The following is a 22,665-nucleotide window of genomic DNA, read 5'->3' as shown; positions in this document are numbered from 1 at the left end:
CGGAACATTGCGCGCGATCCCCGTGCGGCTTGCGCATTCATCTAGCGTCAGGCGGCATGAAGCGAGGCTGAAAGCGCTGCGGCCGCTCAGCTGCCAGAAAGGAAAAGGGCCGCAGTACGCGGCCCTTCCCCTGGTCTCCGCCTGCCTGGCTCAGTGGCCCATGGCGCGCTGGGCCTGCTTCACCTGCTCCTGCTGGGCGTCCTGCTGCTGCAGGACATTCGGTGCACCGTGCACCGCACCACTGCTGAGCGCCATGCTCTGCTCGCTGGCAGCGCGGGTTTCCACCGCCGCGCGGCAGGCGGCCGGGTCGCCGGCGGTGCCCTGTACGGCAAACATGCGCTCGCCGTTGGTGCTGGGCACCACCGAATCGATGCGCTGCATGCCGCTGGCCTGCGCTTCCTTGGTCAGTGCAGCGGCGGCGGCCTCCAGTGCATGGCGGTCCTTGAAGGTGCCTGCCGGCAGGCCTTCCATGCCCTTCACGGCCTGGTTGTACATCGGGTTCTGCGGATGGCGCTCGTCATTGAGCAGCGGACGCTCGCGCGCGTCCTTGATCGCATCCAGCGTCTTCGGGCCGATGATGCCGTCCACTGCCAGACCGTTGTCCTTCTGCAGCTGGCGCACGGCAGCCTCGGTGTTGCGACCGAACTTTCCATCTTCGACCAGCGGTTTGCCGTCGGCGCCCACATATCCCAGGTGGCCCAGCTGTTCCTGCGCCCTGCGCACACCTTCGCCGTGCGCACCCTGCTTATGTACTTCGTTGCTGGTCTGCGGCTTTTCCGGCGCTGCCGGCTTCGGCTCGGACGCGCTCTTGGCCTGCGCCTGCTCATGCGTCTGGCTGCGGTTCTCCAGCAGGTCGCGTGCCTGGTGCAGCGGATCAGAGGCGAACAGCTTCCAGTTCGGGTGGTCCTTCACCTGCTTGAGGTAATCCTCCACCGGCATCGTGTGCACACCCAGCTTGCCGGTGGACTGGCTGATCAGCAGCTTGTCGGTGTTCGGGTCACGCACCACCATCACGATGTGGTCGATGCCATTCCAGTGCTCGTGCTTGGTCTTGGCCGTATCCAGGCCGATCACCATGCCTTCCTTCAGCGCACCCGGCTTGAGGATGTCGTCGCGCTTGAGCAGCACGCCCGAGTCCTTGTAGGCCTCGTGCACGATCCCGCCGGAGCCGGCGAAGCCCAGCTTGATCTTGTCGGCGTCGGCGAACACCGCGTGGCCGGCCTTCTGGTTGATCTCGTCCTGGGTCTTGTTGAGCATCGTGCCGACCCAGCCGGAGCAGTCGATGTAGCCCTGCTCGACGTTCTTGCCGGTGACACCCTTGCCACGGTAGTACTGGCTGGATTCGATGTTGATCGCGTACTTGACGTTGTCGTACTTCACGCCGGCGTTGTAGGCCGCATCCAGCGAAATGCCGGGTGCATCCGGCTTGGCTGCGGCAGCCGTGGCGGTGGCAGCGATGGTCGCGGCACCGGCCGCAACAGCGGCCTGCGCGGCCGGGGTCACGGTCTGCGTCGGTGCGGCCTGCACCGGTGCGGGACGTGCCTGGGCCTCGGTGATCGGTGCGATGTTCTTTTCCGGGATGCTGATCGCGTCGTACTTGCGGTCGTAGTACTGGGCGAAGGTGCTGGCCAGGTCACGATCATTCATCGTGCGCATCTCGGTGCGCGTGTGCCCGGTCAGCGCTTCCACGTCGCCACCGATCTGGCCCATGATGCGCGGGCGCATGTTGATCGGATCGCCGTGGCCATCACGCACCAGGCCGAACGTGCCGGTGGCGATCGCGGTCTGGATCGAACCGTAGCCGGCCGCACCCTGCTGGTGTGCCAGATACAGGTCCAGGCCGCTCGGCTTGTCATCACCGGACAGGTACGGGTGGCCGGTGCGGTCATGGCGCTTTTCCATGTCCACCAGGTTGCGCTTGAACATCTCCGCTGCCGCTTCGGTGTTGCGGGTCGGGTCGTACTCGTGGCCGGTCAGGCCGTACTGCTTGGCCGACGACGGCAGGAACTGGAACAGGCCCTTGGCATCGGTCTTGTCGTTGTGCGCGCGTTCGTTGAAGCGGCCACCGGTCTCGATGTGGGCAAAGCGCAGGAAGTCTTCGCTGGCGATGCCCTTGCGCTGTGCAACCTGCTCGATGATGTCGAGAACTTCCTTTCTGCTGTAGTCACGTTGTGCCATGACACTTCCTCTGGGGTTGATGGTGCGGCCTTTGCCGCGATACGCCAACCGGACTCATCCGTGAGTCTTCAACATGTCGGTCAACAGGTGCTGCGGGGTGTTGCGTCTTACTTTTCGACGTAGGCCTTGCGGGCGGCGTCGTAGTGGTACTGGCGTGCATCGGCCGCACCCAGCGCACGGGTCTGGCCCGGGCCGGAAATGGTGGTGCCGGTGGCGGTGACACTGATGGTGGGCAGGTCGCTGCCGGCGACGGCGTTGAAGGCCAGAACGCCCTGGTTGCTGACGCACGGCATCACCTGACCGTCGTCGCAGGCGGCCGAATTGTCTTCGCCGGTGATCACCGTGCCCAGGCTTGCCCAGACCTGGCCGTCTTCGGATTTCTCGTAGTCCGGGTTGAACACCAGCACGGCGTAGCTTTCGATGCTGGTGCCGGTGGCGAAGGTGCTGGTCGGCACCGCCAGTACCAGCTTGCCGGCCGGGGTGCGGTACTCCAGCGGCTTGCGCTTGCTGTCGATGTCCGGCGCGGTGCCGTTGGCGCCGACGGTGCCGATCCACGGTTCGGCGCCCTTGAACACCCACGGCCGATCCGGCTTGTCGCCGGTCAGGGTGAAGGTGGCCTCGGTGAGCGTGACCTGGCTGTCCGGACCGACGTCGTCCTCGCCGGGCTTGCCGTACTTCTGCGGCGTGTTCCAGGCAAAGCCGGTGTAATAGCGGGTGCCGGCCACTTCGAAGGCATGGCCGAACCAGAAGGTGGCGACACTGCCATTGGCTACTTCATACGAAACGGCGCCATCGCCGTCGACGTCGTAGATGAAATACAGCACGCTGCCGGCATCGGGGGGCGTGGCGGTGGCCGTGGTGGCGGGTGTGGCGGAGCTCTGCATCGGGGCAACATCCTGTCGTGGCGCGGTGGCGCCCTGTGGTGACGCGGTCGAAGTCGAGGGGGTGCAGGCGCTGGCAAGCAACGCTACGAGCAGGCCGGCGAACGTCGCACACAGACGTGGGCGGACACGGGCCAAGCGGGATTCCGGAAGGATCTTCATGCACCTCTCCATGGTTTGCGGGCGTCGGGCAGGAAGGCCAACGCAGAACACGCCCCACCCCAAGTGAGGGGGGAACGTCGTGATGAGCCGGTCGATTCCTTCGACCTCGCATAGGAAAACCCATCAGGGCCGATGATGGCACAGATGCGACGATGATCACAGGGGGCAGGGGGGAGGCTCCCCCAAAGAGCTGTGAACGGTGTCTCAGATCCTGCCGTCGCGCAGGTAGTCGAACAGTTCCGCGTCGCCCTTCAGCCCCAGCTTGAGCATGGCATCGCCCTTCTGACGGCTGATGGTGCTGACGCTCTTGTGCAGCTGCAGCGAGATTTCCTTCACCGTCATGCCGGTGCCGAGCAGGCGCAGTACCTCCACTTCGCGCGGTGACAACGGCTTGCCATCGCCCTCGCGCATGCGCCAGCTGCCGGCTTCCTCCACCCGCTCACGCAGGCTGCGGCTGATGTAGGACTGGCCGCGATAGACCGCCTGGATCGCCTGCGGCAGTTCATCCATCGACGAACTCTTGTCGACCAGGCCGAGCACGCCGCTGTCGAGCACCATGCGCAGGATCGCCAGGTTGTTGGAAACGCTGAGCATGAGCACCGGCAGGTCGGGATGGCGGCGGCGGATCATGCCGATCATGGCGAAGCCATCGGCCTGGGGGCTGCCGGGCATCGAATAGTCGGTGACCAGCAGGTCGCAGGGCTGGGTGGTCAGCAGGGTCATCAGCGCCTGGGCGTTGTCGGCCTCGCCAACGACTTTGCCAACGCCGCTGGACTCGATGACGGCGCGGGTACCGATGCGGACCACGGGGTGATCGTCTGCGATGATGATGCGCAAGGTCATGCTCTAGTATGGCCACCGGCACGCCGGACCGCGACTATCGCGGTCCTTGGCAGGACTTCCAGGAGATCGTTGCAGATGCGCAGCTGGGCGGCTCGTGGACTGATCCTGTTGACGACCCTGCTGGCTCTGCCGGCGCTGGCCCAGTCCGCGTCCGCGCCGGGACCGTTGCCGCTCAGTCCCCTGCAGCGCGAATACCTGGCCGCACACCCTGTTGTCGTTGTTGGACAGTATGACAGTGGCTGGCCCCCTTTTGAGTCGATCCAGGACGGGAAGCAGGTGGGCCTCGGCCCGGACTACCTGACGCTTTCGGCCCGTCAGCTTGGACTGAAGGTGGAGACGCGCCGCTTTGCAGACTGGCCCTCGGTGCTGGATGCGGCATGTCGCGGCGAGATCGACGTGGTAATGAACATCGCGCTCAGCGCCGAGCGCACCCGTTGCATGGTCTACACCGCCGCCTATGCCGAAGCACCGCTGGCCATGGTCGGGCGTCCCCAGGACCTGCGTGCTTCGGAGGCACCCGATCTGGATGGCCTGCGCGTTGTGGTCGAGCAGGACTTCATGACCGGGCCGCAGGTGCGTGCGCGATTCCCACGGGCACGACAACTTGTCGCAGACAACACGCTGACCGCCTTGAATATGGTCAGAGACGACAAAGCCGACATTTTCATCGGTAATGCCTACGTGGCAACGGAACTGATCGCCGCCGCCAAGTTGAAGGGTGTGGTGTTGCTGCGGCCCAGCGATCTGCCCCCCGAGCAGTTGCATTTCGGTGTGCCCAACAGCAAACAACCGTTGTCCGAAGCACTGGATCTGGCGCTTGCCGCTGTCAGCGAAGCTCAGCGCGACACCCTCGCGCAGCGCTGGCTGCCACCGCCGCAGTGGTCGGCGTCGGCGCAGCTGGCATTGAGCCAGGCCGAGAAACGCGTGCTGCAGCAGCCATTGAAGATCGGCTTTGCGCCCAACGCCGCACCGCTGTCGTTCGCCGACAGGAATGGCAAGCCCAGTGGCCTGACCAATGAATACCTGCAGCGCCTGCTGCAGGCCGGCGCCAACCTGCAGGTTGAAAACAGCCATGACTGGTACGAGGTGCGCGAGAAGGCGCGTCGCGGGGAACTGCAGGCGGTGATCGGCATTCCTTCCGATTCGCGCTATCTGGGGCCGGAATGGGTGTTCAGCCAGCCCTTCATCACCGTGCCCAACGTGATCGTCACCCGCACGGATGGTCCGTCGATGCTGGGCTTGTCGGACCTGGACGGCAAACGCGTGCTGCTGTCCGATCCGGAGCGCATCCGCGGCTACGTGCAGCAGCAGGCGCCGTCGGTGAAGATCGTCGCCGCGCGCAGTGCCGAGCAGGCCCTGCAACGTCTTGCGGATGGCGAGGCCGATGCCTACGTTGGCAACCTGGCGCTGGTCGACCAGCTGCTGCGCAACCGCTTTCCGGGGCGCCTGCAACTGGCTGCGCCAGCCGGGTTCAACGACCAGCTGGCGCTGGCGGTGGAGCGCCGCCATGCGGCCTTGGCCACCACCTTCGACCGCCTGCTGCTGCAGATGGGGCCACGCCAGCGCGAGGCCCTGCGCGGCGATTGGCTGGCGGTGGAATATCGCGATGGGGTGGACTGGCGCACGCTCCTGCGTTGGGGCCTTCCCCTGCTGCTGGTGCTGGCCACCGCGGTGGCGGTGCACGGGCTGGGGCACTGGCGGTTGCGCCGCGAAGTGGCCGGCCGCCGTGAGCTGGAGCAGCGCCTGGCCGAGGTGACCGACAACCTGCCTGCCATCGTCTACCAGGCCCGCCGCGAAGCGGACGGCACCTTGAGCTTTCCCTTCATTGCCGGCGATGTGCAGTCGATGTTCGGCATCAGCCGGCAGCAGGCGGAAGCGGATGGGCAGGCGTTGCTGGCGTGCATCGATGCCGATGACCGTGAAAAGGTGTTGCGTGCGATGGAACTGGCGGCGCGCAATTTCGCGCCGCTTTCCTTCGAGTTCCGTATCCATCGTGACGGAGGCGTGCCCTGCTGGGTGCGCAGCCAGGCCCATCCGTATTCAACCGAAGCGGGCGCGGTGACCTGGAGTGGTTACTGGGTGGACGTGAGCCAGGCGCGCGCGCAGGCCGACGCGCTGGCGGCGGCGATGGTCGAAGCCGAACAGGCGGCGGCAGCGAAGTCGCGCTTCCTGGCCACCATGAGCCATGAAATCCGCACGCCGATGAGTGGTGTGCTGGGCATGCTGGAAGTGCTGGCGCATTCGCCGTTGGACGCCGAACAGCAACGCATCCTCGGCGTGATCGAAGACTCGGCGCAGATGCTGCGGCAGATCCTGGACGACATCCTCGACTATTCGCGGATGGAAGCGGGCGCGCTGCGACTGGAGCCGGTACCGCTGCCGGTGCGGCCCCTGCTGGAAGGGGTGCATCGATTGTTGTTGCCGCAGGCCACGGCGCGCGGCCTGGACCTGCAGCTGGACATCGACGAACAGCTGGCCCAGGCCCATGAAGTGGATGGCGTGCGTTTTCGGCAGATCGTGTTCAACCTGGTCAGCAATGCCATCAAGTTCACCGTGAAGGGCTCGGTGCGGCTGCAGCTGGAGGTGCTGGGACCCACTGCGGAGGATGGCAGCCAGCCGCTGCGCCTGAGTGTCACCGATACCGGCATCGGCATTGCGCCGGAGCAGTTGCCGACCCTGTTCGAACCCTTCACCCAGGCCGGCGCGTACATCCAGCGCGACCATGGTGGTGCCGGGCTGGGCCTGAGCATCTGCCGGCGCTTGGTGCAGAAGATGGACGGCGAAATGAAGCTGGAAAGCACGCTGGGCGAAGGGACGCGGGTGGAAGTGCTGCTGTCGCTGGTGGAGGCGCGCAGCGAGGATGTGATGGCGCTGCAGGCCGAGCATCAGCAGATCGCGTTGCTGCCCCCTGATCTGCGCCAGGCACGGGTGATGGTCATTGAAGACCATCCCACCAACCAGGCGATGATGGCCTGGCGCCTGCAGCAGCTGGGTGTGCCGCATGTGCTGGTCGATGACGGGCAGCAGGCCCTGGACCGGCTGGCGGAGGAATCGGAATCCTTCGATCTGGTCATCACCGATTGCCGCATGCCGGTGTTGGATGGATTCGGCTTCACCCGCCTGCTGCGCGAGCGCGAGGGCCGCAACGGCCAGCCGCGGATGCCGGTACTGGCGCTGACCGCAAGCGTGCTTGACGACGACGCACGCCGCTGCCGCGAAGCCGGCATGGATGACGTGCTGGCCAAACCGTTGTCGTTGGCGACGCTGCGCCAGGCGCTGCTGCGCTGGCTGCCGCGCGCGGACGATGTGGAGGATGACCAGACCGCAGTGGACAGCGACGATGAACCCGATGGCGACGAGGGCCTGCCCGACCTGTCGACCCTGCAGCGGCGCTTCGGTTCGCGCGAGATCGCCCAGCAACTGCGAGACAGCCTGCTGAAGGCCAGTGACGATGACATCGCGACCCTGCAGCGCGCGCTGCAGGAAGGCGACCGGGTGACGGCCGCGCTGCATCTGCACCGGCAGGCCGGTGCGCTGGGCGCGGTGGGTGCACGGGGCCTGGCCGATCGTGCCAACGCGCTGGTGGAACGGTTGCAGGCCGCAGGTGATGCCGAGATCGCAGCGGCGATCGCTGATGCCGGACAGTTCGTGGAGCATCTGCAGCACCAGCTGCAGCGCATGGCTCACTGAGCTGCGTGTTCCTGCAGGTAGGCGATCACCAGCGCGCGACGCTCCGCGCTCGGGAACGCGTTGTACATGCGCGTGCCGGGCACCAGATGGGTGGGCGACTGCAGGAAGGTGTCCAGGGTCTGAGCACTCCACACGATGTCGGCGCGGCGCATGGCCTGCGAGTATCCGTAGTCGGGCAGGCTGCCCGCACGACGGCCGATCACTCCGTGCAGGTTGGGCCCGTAGCGGTGGATGCCGCCGGCCTTGACGGTGTGGCAGCCGACACACAGTTCGAACGCCTGCTGCATCGCCTGCTGGCGTGCCTGTTCCGGCGTGCTGGGCACAGCCGGTTGGCGCTGGCACGCGCTGGCGGCCAGGGTCATGGCAACAACAAGAAGCAGATGAAAGGCGCGCATGGCGGGCAGGATAACGGTCGCACGCTACGTGGAGCTGCGACCGGCGGTCGCAGCCCCATCACCGGTCACATGCCGGAGTAGTTCGGTCCGCCGCCGCCCTGCGGGGTCACCCAGACGATGTTCTGGGTCGGGTCCTTGATGTCGCAGGTCTTGCAGTGCACGCAGTTCTGCGCGTTGATCTGCAGCCGCGCATCGTTGCCGTCGCCGACGAATTCGTACACACCCGCCGGGCAGTAGCGCGCTTCCGGGCCAGCGTACTCGGCCAGATTCACCTTCACCGGGATGCTTGCATCCTTCAATGTCAGGTGGCTGGGCTGGTTCTCGTCGTGGTTGGTGCTGCTGAGGAACACCGAGCTGAGGCGGTCGAAAGTCAGCACGCCATCGGGCTTGGGATAGGCAATGCGCGCGTGCTTCGACGCCGGCTCCAGGCAGGCATGGTCCGGGATGCTGTGGCGCAGGGTCCACGGCGGATTGCGCACGCCCAGCTTTGGCAGCAGCCACTGTTCGATGCCGGTCATCAGCGTGGCCACGGTCTGGCCCTTCTTGAACCACTGCTTGAAGTTCTTCGACAGCTTCAGTTCGTCGTGCAGCCAGCTGGTTTCAAAGGCTGCCGGGTAGGCGCTGAGTTCGTCGTGCTGGCGATCGGACACCAGCGCGTCGAAGGCGGCATCGGCGCACAGCATGCCGGTCTTGATCGCCGCGTGGCTGCCCTTGATGCGGCTGACGTTGAGGTAGCCGGCCTCGCAGCCGACCAGTGCACCGCCGGGGAACACGGTCTTCGGCAGCGACATCAGCCCGCCGGCGGTGATCGCACGCGCGCCGTAGCCGATGCGGGTGCCACCTTCCAGGTGCTTGCGGATCGACGGATGGGTCTTGAAGCGCTGGAACTCCTCGAACGGGCTCAGCCACGGGTTTCTGTAATCCAGGCCGACCACGTAGCCGATGGCGACCTTGCCGCCGTCGGCGTGGTACAGGAACGCACCGCCGTAGGTATCGGTGTCCAACGGCCAGCCGGCGGCGTGCACCACCAGGCCCGGCTCGTGCTTGGCCGGGTCGATCTGCCACAGTTCCTTGATGCCGATGCCGTAGGCCTGCGGATCCTTGCCTTCGTCCAGCTTGAAACGGCTGATCAGCTGGCGGCCGAGATGGCCGCGCGCGCCTTCGGCGAACACGGTGTACTTCGCCTGCAGCGCCATGCCGCGTTCGAACGCCGGGCCAATCGTGCCGTCCTTTTCGATGCCCATGTCGCCGGTGGCGACGCCGATCACCGCGCCGTCGTCGCCGTACAGCACTTCGGCGGCGGCAAAGCCCGGGAAAATCGCCACTTCCAGCGCCTCGGCCTGCTGCGCCAGCCAGCGGGTGACCTCGCCCAGGCTGATGATGTAGTTGCCTTCGTTGTGGAAGCACTCGGGCAGCAGCGCGTGCGGGGTGGTGCGCGCGCCGGTCTCGCTGAGGAACAGGAACTCGTCGCGGGTGACCTTCTGCTTCAGCGGTGCGCCGCGCTCGGCCCAGTCCGGGAACAGTTCGGTCAGCGCGCGCGGGTCCATCACCGCACCGGACAGCACGTGCGCGCCAGGCTCGGAACCCTTCTCCAGCACACAGACCGACAGTTCACGACCGGCTTCGATCGCGCGTTGGCGCAGACGGATCGCGGTTGCCAGGCCGGCCGGGCCGGCACCGACGATGACCACGTCGAATTCCATGACTTCACGCGGGGGCAGGGCGTTGGCTTCAGCACTCATCGATTGCATGACTCGTGGGTAGTGCCGGCATCGGGGCCACCGGCGGTTGCCTGGGAATCGCGCGTGCAGCCACGGGCGAAACGGTTGTTTGAATGTTGTCAGGGTACCGGGCTGCGCGTGATCGAGCTAGATCGCCGATGTTCACACCGCGATTGCTGCAGTGCAGCGTACGCAGCGTCGGTAGCCGCCCACCTGGGTTGGCGTCTGCGGAAACCCCAGCGCCGACCAGGGTCGGCCTCTACCGGCACACCAAACCCACCCGGATGACCGACAATGGCCAGGTCCCGTCTGCGTGTGAGTGCCATGGCTTTGGATCCGTACGACCTGTTCGATGTCCGTTCCCTGCTCAGCGAGGAAGAGCGCGCAGTCCAGGAAAGCGTGGCCCGCTTCACCAACGAGCGCGTGCTGCCGATCATCGGCGATGCCTTCGACCAGGCGCGCTTCCCGTCGGAACTGGTGCCGGAGATCGCCTCGCTTGGCCTGCTCGGCGCCACGCTGCCGGCCGAGTACGGCGGCGGCGATCTGGGCGCGGTCAGTTACGGCCTGATCTGCCAGGAGCTGGAGCGCGGTGATTCGGGCCTGCGCAGCTTCGTGTCGGTGCAGAGCTCGCTGTGCATGTATCCCATCTACGCGTACGGCAGTGAAGAACAGCGCCGGCAGTGGTTGCCGGCGATGGCGCGCGGCGAACTGATCGGCTGCTTCGGCCTGACCGAGGCGCATGGTGGTTCCGACCCGGCCAGCATGAAGACCCGCGCGGTGCGCGATGGCAGCGACTGGCGCATCAGCGGCAGCAAGATGTGGATCACCAGCGGCCCGGTGGCAGACCTGGCCATCATCTGGGCGCAGACCGAAGACGGCATCCAGGGCTTCGTGCTGGAGAAGGGCATGCCCGGCTTCACCACACAGGAAATCAAGCACAAGATGAGCCTGCGCGCGTCGCTGACCGGCGCGCTGTTCTTCGACGACGTGCGCGTGCCTGACAGCCATCGCCTGCCGAACGTGAAGGGGCTGAAGGGTCCGCTGGGCTGCCTGACCCAGGCGCGTTTCGGCATCAGCTGGGGCCCGATCGGCTCGGCCATCGCCTGCCTGGACGAAGCGCTGGGCTATGCCAAGGAGCGCGTGCTGTTCGGCCGTCCGTTGGCCGCCACGCAGAGCGCGCAGATCAAGCTGGCCGACATGGCCCGGCGCATCACCATGGCGCAGCTGCTGGCGCTGCAGCTCGGTCGCCTGAAGGAGGCGGGGCAGGTGCAGCCGCAGCAGGTCAGCCTGGCCAAGTGGAACAACTGCCGCATGGCGATCGACATCGCCCGCGAGTGTCGCGATCTGCTGGGTGGCGCTGGCATCACCACCGAGCACGTGGCGATCCGCCATGCGCTGAACCTGGAATCGGTGATCACCTATGAAGGCACCGAAACCGTGCACCAACTGGTGATCGGGCGTGAGCTGACCGGCATCAACGCGTTCTGAGTGCACCGGTAGTGCCGGCCGCTGGCCGGCGTTGCCGAGTAGGGTGGGCGGCAAAGGACGCCTATCCGGAGATGCAAGCTGAATGAAGAACAATCCCTCTGTAAGGCTGCTGTGCCTCCCGCTGCTCTTCCAAGCCTCCGTGCTGCAGATGGCGTGGGCAGGCAACAGGGATGATGGGGCATGGGCAGGCAGCTATTCGCAGGCGAGCGATCTGTGTACCGAACCGGGCAGCGGGCGTAGTTGCCGCGATGGATTCAGGGACAGCCTGTCGATTGTCGAAGAATCACTGGGCTACAGGGTTGAGCTGCACAGTACCCAGGCGATGCAGCACGTCTGCTCCTTTGTGCTGCACATGAAGCCAGAGGGCGGAAAGCTGATTCATCAGTCCGAACTAGGCACAGTGGCCATCGAGAAACATGCAGGTGCGCTGAGAGTCTCATCCGGCGGGATCGACCCGACGGCAACGGGTTTTGGATTGTGCGGCACGCATGCTGATATTGATGGTCTGGAGTTTTCTTTTGTGGGCAATCGCACGCGTTCCAGGTAACGCCATGGCGCCCGCACCTGATTGATCCAGGTGGAAGACATCCACGCATGGCGTGGATCTACTGCGCGGCTGTTGGGTCCGCCTTGAAGCGAGCCGAGCACCGCAGGTCCGGCGGGGGCGAAGAGGCGCGGGTGTCTGAGCGCAGCGAGTTCCGCGCCGTCCCCCGGCGGGCCGAGGAGCGCAGGTGCGCAGCACCGGCTCGCGGATGGCGGCGCGTTTCTTTTGGTTACTTTTCTTTCCGCGCGGAAAGAAAAGTAACGCCCATGAACGCATGCGCGCGCTTCAGCAATGGGGCGCAAGGGAGAAGCATGGCCTCACGCGCCGCCGGCAAACCCGTGCTGTCGCCACGCTTCGTACATCACCACCGCAACGGTGTTTGACAGGTTGAGGCTGCGGTTGTCCGGCCGCATCGGCAGGCGCAGGCGCCGACCATCGGGCAGGGCATCCAGCACGTCCTGCGGCAGGCCTCGGCTTTCCGGGCCGAACAGGAAGGCATCACCGTCTTCGAACGCCACGCTGTCATAGCGGACGCTGGCACGCGTACTCAGGGCGAACAACCGCTTCGGTGCGATCCGTGCCAGCGCAGTGTCCAGGTCTGGATGCACCTGCAGGCGCGAGTACTCGTGGTAGTCCAGGCCGGCGCGCTTGAGCTGCTTGTCTTCCAGTGCGAAGCCGAGCGGCTCGACCAGGTGCAGCTGCGCGCCGGTGTTGGCGCAGAGCCGGATCACATTGCCCGTGTTGGGCGGGATTTCCGGTTGGAACAGGATCACGTGGAACTGGGGCGCGGCATTCATCGGCGCAGTGTACCTGCGACGGCCGCCGCCTTTACGACGCACGCCCTGCGATGGGCAGGGCGGACGTCGCTTACGGGCGCAGCAGGACCTGGGCGGTTTCGGCAGCGAAGGCCTGCAGCTGGGCGGCGCTCGGACGCACCTGCAGGGCCGGCAGGTTGACGATCACCTGGTTGGCGACGCTGGTGGCGGCGGCAGCCAGGGTGGCGGCGTAGCGCTGGGCCTCGTGCTCGGCAGCCAGGGCGACACGCTGCTCCAGGCTCGGGCGCACTTCAACCGAGGCCAGGGTGGTGATCGGCAGCGCGGCGGCGACCGGGGTGGCGATGAAGCCATCGCGCTCGGCCAGCTGGTCGCTGCTCGGGCGCACTTCAACGGTGGCCAGGGTGCGGATGCCGCTGGCCTGTTCCCAGGCCTGCTGGACCAGCTGGTCGGCGGCCGGGCGGACCTGCACGGTGGACAGGGTCTTGATGGATTCGGAGGCCTGCACCGACGAAACAACCGCGGTGCCGGCGATCAGGGCGATGGCAATGGCAATGGTCTTGGCGTTCATGACGGGGCCTGTTTAGTGTTGGTGAGCGGTGGTGTGGTAGTAAGGTAGAACACCAGTTCTGGGGATGCAAGCGGAATTTTCGATTTTCTGCTTTTGTTCAGTCTTCAGTCAGGTTTTGTCTGAAGCCCTTGCTGGCGCAGGAAGTACAAAGCAATCCCCGTGCCAACTTTTACCTATTGATTCGTAAGGGTTTTATGGCACCTGAAAAGTGTCCGCTGGGCGGACACCTGTCCATTCGGGGTGCCGCGGACACTGTCCGGACGTGAATCACCGCCGTTCGTGACCCTGAAACGCCGATCGCGATGGCCGATGTGGCCGATCACCCCCAGTGACTGGTGGCCGGTACCGGTGGCCGCACGCCCGCGCTAGGATCGGGATTCACCTATGTGACCAAGGACCCGGATATGTCGCTCACCCTGCGCCCGCGCGCCGCGCTGCTCGCTGTTGCTCTCAGTACTGCTCTCGGCACGCTCGCGCCGACCTACGCGCTGGCGGCCAAGCCGGCCGCGACCAGCAAGGTCGACATCCCGTTCGAGCAGTTCACCCTGCCCAACGGCCTGCGGGTGGTGGTGCATACCGATCGCAAGGCACCGATCGTCGCGGTCAACATCTGGTACCACGTCGGCAGCAAGGACGAGCCCGCCGGCCGTACCGGCTTCGCGCATCTGTTTGAACACCTGATGTTCCAGAGCAGCGAGAACCACGACGGCGAGTACTTCGAGCCCTTCAAGCAGGTGGGCGCCACCGGCCAGAACGGCACCACCAATACCGACCGCACCAATTACTTCGAGAACGTGCCGACCACCGCGCTGGACATGGCGCTGTGGATGGAGTCGGATCGCATGGGCCATCTGGTTGGCGCGATCGACCAGGCCGCGCTGGATGAGCAGCGTGGCGTGGTGCAGAACGAGAAGCGCCAGGGCGAGAACCAGCCCTATGGCCAGGTGTGGGAACAGCTCAACCGCGCGCTGTACCCGGTGGGCCATCCGTACCACCACAGCGTGATCGGCTCGATGAACGATCTCAACGCCGCCTCGCTGGATGACGTCAAGACCTGGTTCCGCACCTGGTATGGCCCGAACAACGCAGTGCTGGTGCTGGCCGGTGACATCGATCTGGCCACGGCAAAGGAAAAGGCCGCCAAGTACTTCGGCAGCATCCCGGCTGGCCCGACGATGGCGCAGCCGAAGGTCGACGTTGCCAAGCGCCCGGCCGACACCCGCGAGGTGATGACCGACAAGGTGCCGCAGGCGCGCATCTACCGCGCCTGGAACGTGGCCCAGGTTGGCACCACCGACGTCGACCAGCTGCAGCTGCTGGCCTATGTGCTCGGCGGCGCCAAGTCTTCGCGCCTGAGCCAGCGCCTGCAGCACCAGGACAAGCTGGTGGACAACATCAGCGCCGGCGCCTACGCCTCGCAGCTGGGTTCCAACTTCATGGTGATGGCCACGGTGAAGCAGGGCCAGGATCCGGCCAAGGTCGAAAAGATCATCGATGAGGAAATCGAGCGCCTGCTCAAGGATGGCCCGACCGCCGAAGAACTGGCACGCGCCAAGACCGGCTCCCGTGCCGGTTTCATCCGCGGTATCGAGCGCATCGGCGGCTTCGGCGGCAAGGCCGACGCGCTGGCCGAATGCACGGTGTACACCGGCGACCCGGGTTGCTTCCGCACCTCGCTGGCCAACATCGACAAGGCCACCGCTGCCGACCTCAAGCGCCTGGGCGCGCAGTGGCTGGACAAGGGCAGCCACACCCTGGTGGTCGAGCCGGGTGAACGCGTTGCGCTGAAGGAAGATCCGTCGCAGGCGCCGAAGCCGTTCAACGTGCCGGCGGTGGACAGCAAGTACAGCACCCTGCCCGAGCAGGTGGACCGCAAGGCCGGCGTGCCGCAGACCCGCGAGTTCCCGCAGTTGAAGTTCCCGGCACTGCAGCGCGCCACGCTGAAGAACGGCACCCAGGTGGTGCTGGCCGAGCGCCATGAAATTCCGGTGGTGCAGTTCAGCTACCAGTTCCCGGGCGGCTTCACCGCTGACCAGGGCCGCAAGCCGGGCACCGCCAACTTCACCATGAGCCTGATGACCGAAGGCGCCGGCAAGCTGGGTTCGCTGGCCTTCGCCGATGCGGCCGATGCGCTGGGTGCGGACCTGGATGCTTCCGCCGGCCTGGATTCGGTGGACGTTGAACTGTCCGCGCTGAAGGAGAACCTGGTGCCGTCGCTGGCGCTGTATGCCAGCCTGCTGCGCGAGCCGCGCTTCGAGCAGAGCGAGATCGACCGGGTCAAGGCGACCTGGATCGCCGGCATCCAGCAGGAGAAGGTCAATCCGGGTGCGGTGGCGATGCGCGTGCTGCCGCCGCTGCTGTACGGCAAGGGCCACCCCTACGCGATTCCGTTCACCGGCAGCGGTGATGAAGCGGCGATCAGCAGCCTGGGCCGCGAGGACCTGGTCGACTTCCACCGCGACTGGCTGCGTCCGCAGGACGGCACCCTGATCGTGGTCGGCGATACCACCCTGGCCGAGATCGTGCCGCTGCTGGACAAGCAGCTGGGTGACTGGAAGGCCACCGGTGATGCGCCGACGATCAAGGCCACCACCGCCGTGGCGCTGCCGAAGAGCCCGCGCGTGTTCCTGATCGACCAGCCGGGCGCGGTGCAGGCCAACCTGTTCGCCGGCCAGGTCGTGCCGCCGTCCAGCGACGCTCGCTCGACCCGCTTCGACATCGCCAACGGTGTGATTGGTGGCGACTTCACCTCGCGCCTGAACATGAACCTGCGCGAGGACAAGCACTGGTCCTACGGTGCCCGCACCAGCGCCAGCAACACCGTGGGCCAGCGCCCGTGGATGGCGATGGCACCGGTGCAGATCGACAAGACCGGCCCGGCCATGGCCGAAATGCGCAAGGAGATCGCCGAGTTCGCCAACGGCAGCAAGCCGGCGACCGACGCTGAAGTGGCGCGCATCCGCAACATCCAGACCCTGAGCCTGCCCGGTGCCTACGAGACCGCCAGCGCGGTGGCCGCGACCATCGGCACCATCGTGCAGTTCAAGCGTCCGGATGACTACGTGCTGCGCCGCAAGGCCGAGATCGAAGCGATGACCCCGGCACAGGTGCAGCAGGCGGCGGCGGAGATCAAGCCACAGGCGCTGACCTGGGTGGTGGTGGGTGACCTCAAGCAGACCGAAGCGGCCGTGCGCGCCTTGAACCTGGGCGAAGTGACCGTGATTGATGCCGAAGGCAACCCGGTCAAGAAATAAGGGACAGGCCTGCCCGCTCTAGCGGGCAGGCCTCCTGCGGGTAGCGCCGGGCCATGCCCGGCGAGCGCGTAGCGCGGCATCTGGACGTCTTCGAAGAACCGCCGGGCATGGCCCGGCGCTACCGCAGCCCCGCTCCGGCTATCCCTGATTCAGACGGTTCAGGCACACTCCTGACATTCCCTTCCAGGATCCTGCCCATGCGCGTTCTGCTGCTGTCGTCCCTGTTGCTCACCGTCACCGCCTGCACCTGGGTGCCGATCGAACCGGCCGGCAAGGCGACCCGCGTGCTGCCGGCAGGCCCGGTACCGGCCGGGTGCATCTCCAAGGGCGAAGTGGTGGTGACCGTGAAGAGCAAGGTCGGCTTCTACAACCGCAACCCGCTGCGCGTGCAGGAAGAGCTGGAAACCCTGGCCCGCAATGAAGCTCCGACCACCGGCGCCAACGCCGTGCAGGCCGCTGCGGCCCCCGCCGATGGCAGCCAGCGCTTCGCCGCTTTCCAGTGCCCGCCGCGCTGAATCCTTCACCATACGGCCAAGGCTGAATTCGTAAAGATGCGGTGAAGGCCCGGGGGGTTATAGAATAGCGCCCCCTTTGCCTGAGCCTTGGCGCTAACCTCGATGCTCTTCAAGAATGTCTCGATTGCCGGCCTGGCTCACGTTGATGCGCCGCACACGCTGACGACCAAGGAAATCAACGAACGGCTGCAGCCGACGCTGGATCGCCTTGGTATCCGTACCGATGTCCTCGGTGACATCGCCGGCATCCACGCACGCCGCCTGTGGGACAACGGCGTGCTGGCGTCCGACGCGGCCACCATGGCCGGCCGCAAGGCACTGGAAGACGCAGGCATCGATGCGACGCAGGTGGGCCTGTTGATCAACACCTCGGTCAGCCGTGACTACCTGGAGCCGTCCACCGCGTCCATCGTGTCCGGCAACCTCGGTGTCAGCGACGAATGCATGACCTTCGACGTCGCCAATGCCTGCCTCGCTTTCATCAACGGCATGGACATCGCGGCGCGCATGCTCGAGCGCGGTGAGATCGACTACGCGCTGGTGGTGGATGGCGAGACCGCCAACCTGGTGTACGAAAAGACCCTGGAGCGAATGACCGCGCCGGACGTCACCGCCGACGACTTCCGCAACGAGCTGGCGGCGCTGACCACCGGTTCCGGTGCGGCTGCGATGGTGATGGCCCGTTCGGAGCTGGTGCCTGACGCGCCGCGCTACAAGGGTGGCGTGACCCGTTCGGCCACCGAGTGGAACCAGCTGTGCCTGGGCAACCTGGACCGCATGGTCACCGACACCCGCATGCTGCTGATCGAGGGCATCAAGCTGGCCCAGAAGACCTTCGCCGCCGCCAAGATCGCACTGGGCTGGGCGGTGGAAGAGCTGGACCAGTTCGTCATCCACCAGGTCAGCCAGCCGCACACCGCTGCGTTCATCAAGAATTTCGGCATCGACCCGAAGAAGGTCATGACCATCTTCGGCGAGCACGGCAACATCGGTCCGGCCTCGGTGCCGATCGTGCTGAGCAAGCTCAAGCAGCTGGGCAAGCTGAAGAAGGGCGATCGCATCGCGCTTCTGGGTATCGGCTCGGGCCTGAACTGCTCGATGGCCGAAGTGGTCTGGTAAGACCCTTCTGCCAGACTCCCTGTAGAGCCGAGCCCACGCTCGGCTCACGCGCGCAGCGCGGTTCTTCCGCGGCCTGACCGGAGAGCAGCCGAGCATCGGCTCGGCTCTACACTGCGCCGCGATTCTTCCAAGGTGCTCCGCATGCGCGATCTTCCCGGTTACCCCGCCCACCCGCAGCGTTTCGAGGTTCGCCCCGGCCTGTCGATGAACTATCTCGACGAAGGCCCGCGCGATGGCGAGGTGGTGGTGATGGTGCACGGCAACCCGTCGTGGAGCTATTACTGGCGCACGCTGGTGGCCGGCCTGTCGGACCGGTACCGCTGCATCGTGCCGGACCATGTCGGCATGGGCCTGTCGGACAAGCCCGACGACAGCCGCTACGAGTACACGCTGCAGTCGCGCGTGGATGATCTGGATGCGCTGCTGAAGCATCTGGGCATCACCGGCCCGGTGACCCTGGCCGTGCACGACTGGGGCGGCATGATCGGCTTCGGCTGGGCGCTGTCGCACCACGATCAGGTCAAGCGCCTGGTGGTGCTCAACACCGCCGCGTTCCCGATGCCGGCGGCGAAGAAGATGCCGTGGCAGATCGCGCTGGGGCGGCACTGGAAGATCGGCGAGTGGATCATCTGCACCTTCAATGCGTTCTCCTCCGGCGCGTCGTGGCTGGGCGTGGAGCGGAAGATGCCGGCCGACGTGCGCCGCGCCTATGTGTCGCCGTACAACAGCTACGCCAACCGCATCAGCACCATCCGCTTCATGCAGGACATCCCGCTGTCGCCGGCCGACAAGGCGTGGTCACTGCTGGAGCGTGCCGGCAAGGCGCTGCCGTCCTTCGCCGATCGTCCGGCCTTCCTCGGCTGGGGCCTGCGCGATTTCGTGTTCGACCACCACTTCCTGAAGGGTTTCCAGGCCGCACTGCCGCAGGCGCAGGTACATGCGTTCGAAGATGCCGGCCACTACGTGCTGGAAGACAAGCATGAAGTGCTGGTGCCGGAGATCCGGGCGTTCCTGGACGCGAATCCGCTGTAATCCTGTTACCCGGATTTCCCTGGTAGTGCCGGCCGCTGGCCGGCAAGCGCGCAATGCGCGCCGGGTTCATGAGGTTGCCGGCCAGCGGCCGGCACTACCGCCATGCGGCGGAGGTGCTGGTGCCGGAGATCCGGGCGTTCCTGGACAAGAATCCGATCTGATCGGCGTGCCGACCAACGGTCGGCACCCACCGGAAGAAGGATTGGGTAGGTGCCGACCGTTGGTCGGCACGCCGGACTACGCCGCGATCGGGGCCTGTGGCGAGGGGCTGTTGCCGTTGTCGTCCGGGTGGTCGTCGTCGTTGCCTGCTTCATCGCGCCAGCGCCAGTCGGCCAGGGTCAGCGGATCCAGGCCATAGGCGATACGGGCCTTGTCGCACTGCGGGCTGGCCTTGCCGTACTCCCACGACGCGTCCACCTCGCGGCACACGCTGGGGCGGTTGGGGTGGATCGTGCAGCGCGAATAGACGCCGATCTGCGCGTCCAGCGCCACGCAGCGCACCGGCTTGGAATGGGTGCCGCGCATGCACAGGCGGTGCGGGTCGAGCACTTCGGTGAGCTGGTGCGGCACGCCGCCGGGAGTGACCTCGTCCGATTCCATCCAGTGGAAGGCCACGCGGTATTGGGTGCAGCAGGCGCCGCAGGTCATGCAGGGATGTTGCATGGGCAAGCCGCCTCGGGCGGCATCGGGGAAGGGACGAGGATGCGGATTTTCCACGCTGGCGGCCGCCGCGCAAGAAATTCCGTAAGCGGCGACAATGAACGGATGAACCGATCCTGCAATATCGCCGCGCGGCTGCCCGAGCTGGCGCGTGAACGCCCCGACCAGATCGCCATCCGCTGCCCCGGCCGCCGCGGCGCCGGCAACGGCATGGCGGCCTACGACGTGACCCTGGATTACCGCCAGCTGGACGCCCGCAGCGACGCGATGGCGGCCGGCTTGGCCGGCTACGGGATCGGCCGCGGGGTGCGTACGGTGGTCATGGTGCGGCCGTCGCCGGAGTTCTTCCTGTTGATGTTCGCCCTGTTCAAGCTGGGCGCGGTGCCGGTGCTGGTCGATCCGGGCATCGACAAGCGCGCGCTGAAGCAGTGCCTGGACGAGGCTCAGCCACAGGCCTTCATCGGCATCCCGCTGGCCCACGTGGCGCGGCTGGCGCTGCGCTGGGCGCCCTCGGCGACCCGTCTGGTCACGGTGGGCCGTCGGCTCGGCTGGGGTGGCACCACCCTGGCCGCACTGGAGCGTGCCGGCGCCAACAGCGGCGCGATGCTGGCCGACACCGATGGCGAGGACACCGCGGCAATCCTGTTCACCAGTGGCTCCACCGGCGTGCCCAAGGGCGTGGTCTACCGCCACCGCCACTTCGTCGGCCAGATCGAGCTGCTGGGCAGCGCCTTCGGCATGGAGGCGGGCGGGGTGGATCTGCCGACCTTCCCGCCGTTTGCGCTGTTCGATCCCGCGCTTGGCCTGACCTCGGTGATTCCGGACATGGACCCGACCCGGCCGGCACAGGCCGACCCGGCGCGCCTGCATGACGCCATCCAGCGTTTCGGCGTGACCCAGCTGTTCGGCTCGCCTGCGTTGATGCGGGTGCTGGCACGGCACGGGCGGCCGCTGCCGTCGGTGACCCGGGTGACCTCCGCCGGTGCACCGGTGCCGCCGGACGTGGTCGCCACCATCCGCAGCCTGCTGCCGGCCGATGCCCAGTTCTGGACACCGTATGGCGCCACCGAGTGCCTGCCGGTGGCAGTGGTCGAGGGGCGCGAGCTGGAGCGTACGCGTGCAGCCACCGAGGGCGGCGCCGGCACCTGCGTCGGCAGTGTGGTCGCACCGAACGAAGTGCGCATCATCGCCATCGACGACGCGCCGCTGCCGGACTGGTCGCAGGCGCGCGTGCTGGCCGTGGGCGAAGTCGGTGAGATCACCGTGGCCGGGCCGACCGCCACCGACAGTTATTTCAACCGCCCGCAGGCGACGGCAGCGGCGAAGATCAGCGAAACCCTGGCCGATGGCAGCGTCCGCATCGTGCATCGCATGGGCGATGTCGGCTACTTCGATGCGCAGGGGCGGCTGTGGTTCTGTGGCCGCAAGACCCATCGCGTGGAAACCGCGCACGGGCCGATGTACACCGAACAGGTCGAGCCGGTGTTCAACACCGTGGCCGGGGTGGCACGCACGGCGCTGGTCGGCGTCGGCGCAGCCGGTGCGCAGGTGCCGGTGCTGTGCGTGGAGCTGCAGCGTGGCCAGTCCGACAGCCCTGCCTTGCGCGAGGCGCTGCATGCCACGGCCGCTGCGCGTCTGCCCGAGATGAAGCTGGAACACGTGCTGATGCATCCGGCGTTCCCCGTCGATATCCGTCACAACGCCAAGATCGGCCGCGAGAAGCTCGCCGTCTGGGCACGCGCCGAACTGGAGAAGCGCGCATGAAGATCCTGGTCACCGGTGGTGGTGGTTTCCTTGGCCAGGCGCTGTGCCGAGGCCTGGTCGAACGTGGCCACCAGGTGCTGGCGTTCAACCGCAGCCATTACCCGGAACTGCAGGCGCTGGGTGTGGGCCAGATCCGCGGCGACCTGGCCGACCCGCAGGCGGTGCTGCATGCGGTGGCCGGCGTCGATGCGGTGTTCCACAACGGTGCCAAGGCCGGCGCCTGGGGCAGCTATGACAGCTATCACCAGGCCAACGTGGTCGGCACCGACAATGTCATCGCGGCCTGCCGCGCCCATGGCATCGGCAAGCTGGTCTACACCTCAACGCCCAGCGTGACCCATCGCGCCACGCACCCGGTGGAAGGACTGGGTGCGGACGACGTGCCCTATGGCGAGGACTTCCAGGCGCCGTATGCGGCGACCAAGGCGATTGCCGAACAGCGGGTGCTGGCTGCCAATGACGCCACGCTGGCGACGGTGGCGTTGCGCCCGCGGTTGATCTGGGGCCCGGGTGACCAGCAGCTGGTGCCGCGCCTGGCCGAGCGTGCACGCGCTGGCCGCCTGCGCCTGGTGGGCGACGGCAACAACAAGGTCGATACCACCTACATCGACAACGCCGCGCTGGCGCATTTCCTTGCCTTCGAGGCACTGGCACCGGGTGCTGCGTGCGCCGGCAAGGCGTACTTCATTTCCAATGGCGAGCCGCTGCCGATGCGCGAGCTGGTCAACAAGCTGCTGCAGGCGGTGGGCGCTCCAACCGTGGAGAAGGCGATCAGCTTCAAGACCGCGTATCGCATCGGCGCGATCTGCGAGCGGCTGTGGCCGCTGCTGCGCCTGCGTGGCGAGCCGCCGCTGACGCGCTTCCTGGCCGAGCAGCTGTGCACGCCGCACTGGTACAGCATGGAGCCGGCACGTCGTGATTTCGGCTACGTGCCGCAGGTCAGCATCGAAGAAGGACTGCGACGGCTGAAGGCGGCATCATGACGGCGGCATCACCGCGCTGAAGCCTTCATTACGCGCAGAGATCGCCATCACCGGTTGCACACCGGCAGATGCGCAGGATGGACACAACGCCA

17 protein-coding genes are annotated in these 22,665 nt (G+C 66.5%); 9 read left to right on the top strand and 8 right to left on the bottom strand.

Features of this window, described 5'->3' with window-relative positions:
• Positions 1 to 150 precede the first annotated feature (150 nt).
• From H3005_RS14700 to H3005_RS14690, 3 genes are all read right to left on the bottom strand, one after another.
• Positions 151 to 2,178: a peptidoglycan-binding protein gene (locus H3005_RS14700; protein WP_100554381.1), complete on the bottom strand. Its 2,028-nt coding sequence runs from the start codon at positions 2,176 to 2,178 to the stop codon at positions 151 to 153.
• A 107-nt stretch (positions 2,179 to 2,285) separates the two neighbouring features.
• Positions 2,286 to 3,221 (bottom strand): hypothetical protein, encoded by a 936-nt coding sequence (locus H3005_RS14695; protein ID WP_191078487.1) that lies wholly within the window; start codon positions 3,219 to 3,221, stop codon positions 2,286 to 2,288.
• 204 nt (positions 3,222 to 3,425) lie between these two features.
• Entirely contained in the window at positions 3,426 to 4,064 is a 639-nt protein-coding gene (locus H3005_RS14690) for a response regulator transcription factor (RefSeq protein ID WP_100554383.1), read from the bottom strand.
• Between the two features lie 75 nt (positions 4,065 to 4,139).
• Here H3005_RS14690 and H3005_RS14685 point away from each other — a divergent pair, with 75 nt between their 5' ends.
• Positions 4,140 to 7,754: a transporter substrate-binding domain-containing protein gene (locus H3005_RS14685; protein ID WP_191078486.1), complete on the top strand. Its 3,615-nt coding sequence runs from the start codon at positions 4,140 to 4,142 to the stop codon at positions 7,752 to 7,754.
• Here H3005_RS14685 and H3005_RS14680 read toward each other — a convergent pair.
• Positions 7,748 to 8,149 carry a c-type cytochrome gene (locus H3005_RS14680; RefSeq protein WP_191078485.1) on the bottom strand — a complete coding sequence of 134 codons (402 nt, stop codon included), beginning with the start codon at positions 8,147 to 8,149 and terminating at the stop codon, positions 7,748 to 7,750. The two genes, H3005_RS14685 and H3005_RS14680, sit on opposite strands and share 7 nt — an antisense overlap.
• A 65-nt stretch (positions 8,150 to 8,214) precedes the next feature.
• Positions 8,215 to 9,891, bottom strand: coding sequence for an electron transfer flavoprotein-ubiquinone oxidoreductase (locus H3005_RS14675; protein WP_191078484.1), 1,677 nt, complete (start codon positions 9,889 to 9,891; stop codon positions 8,215 to 8,217).
• A 303-nt stretch (positions 9,892 to 10,194) separates the two neighbouring features.
• Between H3005_RS14675 and H3005_RS14670 the strand changes: the two genes are divergently transcribed.
• The gene (locus H3005_RS14670; RefSeq protein WP_108267387.1) at positions 10,195 to 11,358 is read left to right on the top strand and encodes an acyl-CoA dehydrogenase family protein; all 1,164 of its coding nucleotides are present in this window, start codon (positions 10,195 to 10,197) and stop codon (positions 11,356 to 11,358) included.
• Between the two features lie 82 nt (positions 11,359 to 11,440).
• Positions 11,441 to 11,905, top strand: coding sequence for a hypothetical protein (locus H3005_RS14665; protein WP_191078483.1), 465 nt, complete (start codon positions 11,441 to 11,443; stop codon positions 11,903 to 11,905).
• A gap of 314 nt (positions 11,906 to 12,219) precedes the next feature.
• Here the strand turns inward: H3005_RS14665 and H3005_RS14660 are convergent, their stop codons facing one another.
• Positions 12,220 to 12,699: a tRNA (cytidine(34)-2'-O)-methyltransferase gene (locus H3005_RS14660; protein ID WP_005407625.1), complete on the bottom strand. Its 480-nt coding sequence runs from the start codon at positions 12,697 to 12,699 to the stop codon at positions 12,220 to 12,222.
• A gap of 70 nt (positions 12,700 to 12,769) precedes the next feature.
• Positions 12,770 to 13,246 (bottom strand): hypothetical protein, encoded by a 477-nt coding sequence (locus H3005_RS14655; protein WP_108267397.1) that lies wholly within the window; start codon positions 13,244 to 13,246, stop codon positions 12,770 to 12,772.
• A gap of 404 nt (positions 13,247 to 13,650) precedes the next feature.
• On the opposite strand from H3005_RS14655, the gene H3005_RS14650 reads away from it, so the two are divergent.
• From H3005_RS14650 to H3005_RS14635, 4 genes are all read left to right on the top strand, one after another.
• Complete coding sequence (locus H3005_RS14650; protein WP_191078482.1) at positions 13,651 to 16,500, top strand: pitrilysin family protein; 2,850 nt, start codon at positions 13,651 to 13,653, stop codon at positions 16,498 to 16,500.
• Between the two features lie 197 nt (positions 16,501 to 16,697).
• On the top strand, positions 16,698 to 17,015 hold the full coding sequence (locus tag H3005_RS14645) for a DUF4156 domain-containing protein (protein ID WP_025875855.1): 318 nt from the start codon (positions 16,698 to 16,700) through the stop codon (positions 17,013 to 17,015).
• Between the two features lie 102 nt (positions 17,016 to 17,117).
• Complete coding sequence (locus H3005_RS14640) at positions 17,118 to 18,134, top strand: 3-oxoacyl-ACP synthase III (RefSeq protein WP_100554389.1); 1,017 nt, start codon at positions 17,118 to 17,120, stop codon at positions 18,132 to 18,134.
• Positions 18,135 to 18,275: 141 nt separating this feature from the next.
• Positions 18,276 to 19,166, top strand: coding sequence for an alpha/beta fold hydrolase (locus H3005_RS14635; protein ID WP_191078481.1), 891 nt, complete (start codon positions 18,276 to 18,278; stop codon positions 19,164 to 19,166).
• A gap of 237 nt (positions 19,167 to 19,403) precedes the next feature.
• On the opposite strand, the gene H3005_RS14630 is transcribed toward H3005_RS14635, so the two are convergent.
• Complete coding sequence (locus H3005_RS14630; protein WP_004135417.1) at positions 19,404 to 19,829, bottom strand: YkgJ family cysteine cluster protein; 426 nt, start codon at positions 19,827 to 19,829, stop codon at positions 19,404 to 19,406.
• 102 nt (positions 19,830 to 19,931) lie between these two features.
• Between H3005_RS14630 and oleC the strand changes: the two genes are divergently transcribed.
• Together oleC and oleD are read left to right on the top strand one after the other, a co-directional pair.
• Complete coding sequence (oleC, locus tag H3005_RS14625) at positions 19,932 to 21,590, top strand: olefin beta-lactone synthetase (RefSeq protein WP_100554391.1); 1,659 nt, start codon at positions 19,932 to 19,934, stop codon at positions 21,588 to 21,590.
• The gene (oleD, locus tag H3005_RS14620; protein ID WP_100554392.1) at positions 21,587 to 22,573 is read left to right on the top strand and encodes a 2-alkyl-3-oxoalkanoate reductase; all 987 of its coding nucleotides are present in this window, start codon (positions 21,587 to 21,589) and stop codon (positions 22,571 to 22,573) included. Before oleC ends, oleD begins: the two co-directional genes overlap by 4 nt.
• The last annotated feature ends 92 nt before the right edge of the window (positions 22,574 to 22,665 follow it).

Origin of the sequence: Stenotrophomonas sp. Br8, assembly GCF_014763005.1 — a bacterium.
In the GTDB taxonomy this organism is placed as follows: Bacteria; Pseudomonadota; Gammaproteobacteria; order Xanthomonadales; family Xanthomonadaceae; genus Stenotrophomonas; species Stenotrophomonas lactitubi.
Note: the sequence above shows the minus strand (reverse complement) of the source record. Positions and strands in the feature narration are given on the sequence as shown.

Excerpts from the sequence above, each read along its gene's own strand:
- H3005_RS14680 (WP_191078485.1), bottom strand. The coding sequence starts at position 8,149 with ATGCGCGCCTTTCATCTGCTTCTTGTTGTTGCCATGACCCTGGCCGCC.
- oleC (WP_100554391.1), top strand. The coding sequence starts at position 19,932 with ATGAACCGATCCTGCAATATCGCCGCGCGGCTGCCCGAGCTGGCGCGT.
- H3005_RS14665 (WP_191078483.1), top strand. The coding sequence starts at position 11,441 with ATGAAGAACAATCCCTCTGTAAGGCTGCTGTGCCTCCCGCTGCTCTTC.
- oleD (WP_100554392.1), top strand. The coding sequence starts at position 21,587 with ATGAAGATCCTGGTCACCGGTGGTGGTGGTTTCCTTGGCCAGGCGCTG.
- H3005_RS14640 (WP_100554389.1), top strand. The coding sequence starts at position 17,118 with ATGCTCTTCAAGAATGTCTCGATTGCCGGCCTGGCTCACGTTGATGCG.
- H3005_RS14660 (WP_005407625.1), bottom strand. The coding sequence starts at position 12,699 with ATGAATGCCGCGCCCCAGTTCCACGTGATCCTGTTCCAACCGGAAATC.
- H3005_RS14645 (WP_025875855.1), top strand. The coding sequence starts at position 16,698 with ATGCGCGTTCTGCTGCTGTCGTCCCTGTTGCTCACCGTCACCGCCTGC.
- H3005_RS14650 (WP_191078482.1), top strand. The coding sequence starts at position 13,651 with ATGTCGCTCACCCTGCGCCCGCGCGCCGCGCTGCTCGCTGTTGCTCTC.
- H3005_RS14635 (WP_191078481.1), top strand. The coding sequence starts at position 18,276 with ATGCGCGATCTTCCCGGTTACCCCGCCCACCCGCAGCGTTTCGAGGTT.
- H3005_RS14690 (WP_100554383.1), bottom strand. The coding sequence starts at position 4,064 with ATGACCTTGCGCATCATCATCGCAGACGATCACCCCGTGGTCCGCATC.
- H3005_RS14695 (WP_191078487.1), bottom strand. The coding sequence starts at position 3,221 with ATGAAGATCCTTCCGGAATCCCGCTTGGCCCGTGTCCGCCCACGTCTG.
- H3005_RS14655 (WP_108267397.1), bottom strand. The coding sequence starts at position 13,246 with ATGAACGCCAAGACCATTGCCATTGCCATCGCCCTGATCGCCGGCACC.
- H3005_RS14685 (WP_191078486.1), top strand. The coding sequence starts at position 4,140 with ATGCGCAGCTGGGCGGCTCGTGGACTGATCCTGTTGACGACCCTGCTG.
- H3005_RS14700 (WP_100554381.1), bottom strand. The coding sequence starts at position 2,178 with ATGGCACAACGTGACTACAGCAGAAAGGAAGTTCTCGACATCATCGAG.
- H3005_RS14670 (WP_108267387.1), top strand. The coding sequence starts at position 10,195 with ATGGCTTTGGATCCGTACGACCTGTTCGATGTCCGTTCCCTGCTCAGC.
- H3005_RS14630 (WP_004135417.1), bottom strand. The coding sequence starts at position 19,829 with ATGCAACATCCCTGCATGACCTGCGGCGCCTGCTGCACCCAATACCGC.
- H3005_RS14675 (WP_191078484.1), bottom strand. The coding sequence starts at position 9,891 with ATGAGTGCTGAAGCCAACGCCCTGCCCCCGCGTGAAGTCATGGAATTC.